Source organism: Streptomyces sp. TRM68367 (genome assembly GCF_014495685.1).
In the GTDB taxonomy this organism is placed as follows: Bacteria; Actinomycetota; Actinomycetes; order Streptomycetales; family Streptomycetaceae; genus Streptomyces.
The window spans coordinates 1-1,308 of sequence record NZ_JACTVI010000271.1; the positions used below are offsets into that span (position 1 = coordinate 1).

Here is a 1,308-nt window from a genome sequence, read left to right on the forward strand (position 1 = left end):
TCACCGTGATGAGCTGCGCGAGCACCCCAACCACTCGTCACACCAGGACCGTTGACCTGCACGAATCACGATGGAACTTCCTCACTGGCCTCGGAGCTGTTATTGCGGCCCTTCGATAGGGCTGCACCGCTGAGGCGGCTCAGCTCAGACCAGGCCGCCTCAGCACAACCGCCAACCCCGCACCACAACCGCACCAGATCGAGCGGGAACCAGCGGGGAATCACGGCGAAAGCAACAGAGTCCTATGAGGCCTCAGCCTGGCCGTCCGCCCAGGTCAGCGCCCGAACCGGTCGCGAATGATCGCAGCTTCCCAAGCTGATGACCTTGCGGGTGGGCTGTCATCCGCAAGGCCGTCCGCGCCCGCGGACACTTTCCGAACGAGCAGGCCGCTCTCAAGTGCGTCTACATAGCCATCATGAGCCTGGACCCCACCGGGCTGGGACGCAAACGCTGGTCATAACGGTGGAAGGCCGTCCTCAACGCCTTCGAGATCACCTTCGACGGGCGGCTCTCCGCCGCCCGCCGCTGAATCCCTAACAACTCCAGAAACACCGCTCACTGGACAGACCCGGCTGTCTTGCTCGGCGGCGGTCTTGCCAGCGTGGCCGACGAGTGATGGTGAACCAGCTCTACCCCGCATGCATTGGACACGGCAAAATTTCTCTCTATGGATCAGGGGGTCGCTGCGGTCTGGGCTGCTGGCTTGGCAGGATTCGCGAGCGCAGCAGGGGCTGCTGTGGGGGCCGGACTGGCAGCCCGTGGGGCGCGCGTCCAGTTGCTTCAGCAGAGCGAGTTGGACAAGCGGAGCAGGGAAGAAGAGCGGCGGCGTCAACATGATGAGTGGCGCCGCCAGAACTGCCTCACCTTCCAAGCGAAGCTTGGGGAGGCGATCGATGCGCTTGATGAGCTGATCTACACCCTCAGCGATGGACAACAGGCAAGCGAGGCGCGCGACAAGCTACGCAAAGCGGAAGGAGCAGTGCTCCGAGGACACTACGATCTTGTGGTGGTGTGTGAGGTGGCGGAGCTTGAACGCATTTCGGGCACAGCCCTTAGGCTGCTTGAACAGGCACTCTTTGCCATAGACGCTCTCCGACGAGATCCTTTGCATGTAACGAACCCCGACTCACCGTTGAACCAACACTGGCTCGATCAGCGTCGAGGTCTGCTGGGTGCGTACGAGATGTTCTCCAAAGCGCTTCCCCAAGTCCTATCCGCTTCCTAGGTCCTGTCTGGAGTTCGGATCACGAGTGTGGTGCGATGCTGCGGAGCCAGAGCATCGCACCACACAGGTGCAGTCCGGCCTCG

At 62.3% G+C, this 1,308-nt stretch carries 1 protein-coding gene and 1 pseudogene; both read left to right on the forward strand.

From position 1 onward, the window contains the following. Positions 1-352: 352 nt before the first annotated feature. Positions 353-529 (forward strand): annotated as a pseudogene (locus H8R17_RS48495) (IS256 family transposase); the annotation flags it as partial. A gap of 114 nt (positions 530-643) precedes the next feature. Beyond that, complete coding sequence (locus H8R17_RS45435) at positions 644-1,225, forward strand: hypothetical protein (RefSeq protein ID WP_187828988.1); 582 nt, start codon at positions 644-646, stop codon at positions 1,223-1,225. Positions 1,226-1,308 lie beyond the last annotated feature (83 nt).